Consider the following 1,149-nt stretch of genomic DNA (forward strand, 5'->3'; position numbering starts at 1 on the left):
ATTTATTAAATTGATTGCTTCATTGTATTCATCTCTTAACGTTAGGTCTTTCAGCCTCTCTTTAACTGCATTTTGGACAATTTCAGTAGCTGTTTCTTCTGTTCTAATTGAAGGGATATAATCAATATCAAATTTTTTTTGTATAAAAATAATGCTGGCAAGTATGTTTTTGGGTGAACTTAAAAAGTTCCCATTACTATTTAGCTTAACTCTGCATTTATAAAATAAAGAATCATCATATTGAATTTCTACATAAATTTTTTTGGTAATTTTAGTCTTACTATTCATAGATTTATTAATTTCTATATATTCTTCATCACTTAAATCAAAATAGTAACCAATTTGGATTAAATTATTTTTATCGTCCGAGTCTTTGGTTATATCATCTTCTACTTCTTTACTAGTATTTGAAATTAAATTTCCTCTAGTTCTTATTTTAAAACCATTTTTATTATGTCTTAAACGAACAGCATTGTGATTATGATTAGAAAAATCTTCAAGTAAAGTCCAACCTCTATAAATAGCTCTCATAATGTTAGATTTACCCTCATTGTTTTTTCCAAAAATCACACTATAATTTGATAACTCTAATTTAACTTCATTAATACTTCTAAAATTTTTAATATACACTTTACTTATAATCATAAAAGTCTCCTTTCTAATTCTTATTTTATTTACAGTGTTGAAGCTTCATCTTAACGTTATTAGATTAATAATTAGGACATTTTTTATAGAGTGAATTAAACACGATTAGTTCACTTTCTCAAATTCGTTAGTTAGCGTCTTACGACGTATATTTCTTTTTTACAGAGAAGTAATTGATGATTGATAATATTAACGCTACTACGAGATAGATCGCTTCAGGAAATTCATTAATTAAATCTCCGTCTCCACTATCACCATAAAAATTAAAAAAGATAAAGAATATGAGAATCTAGGCGACAACAAAAATTGAAAATCTATCCTAAACCAGCAAGTATGTTGTTTCAAACAGATAATGATAATAAAACTCAAAAATTAAATTTCAGAATGAAAGAAAAATGTCTATAAAATCAAAAAGATATAGATCAATCTGATGATCCAGAACCGTATATGCTTTATATTAAAGCTAAAAAAGGTAGTGAAGAATATTTGTTAATAAAGTGATTA

The 1,149-nt window shown here is 25.6% G+C and carries 1 protein-coding gene; it reads right to left on the reverse strand.

Translation table 11 applies throughout. The features are described from left to right. Positions 1-645, reverse strand: a 645-nt coding sequence (locus B154_RS0124040; RefSeq protein ID WP_018616912.1) for an AAA family ATPase, incomplete at its 3' end; no start/stop codon positions are given. Positions 646-1,149: the final 504 nt, after the last annotated feature.

This window comes from Segetibacter koreensis DSM 18137, assembly GCF_000374045.1.
Lineage (GTDB): Bacteria > Bacteroidota > Bacteroidia > Chitinophagales > Chitinophagaceae > Segetibacter > Segetibacter koreensis.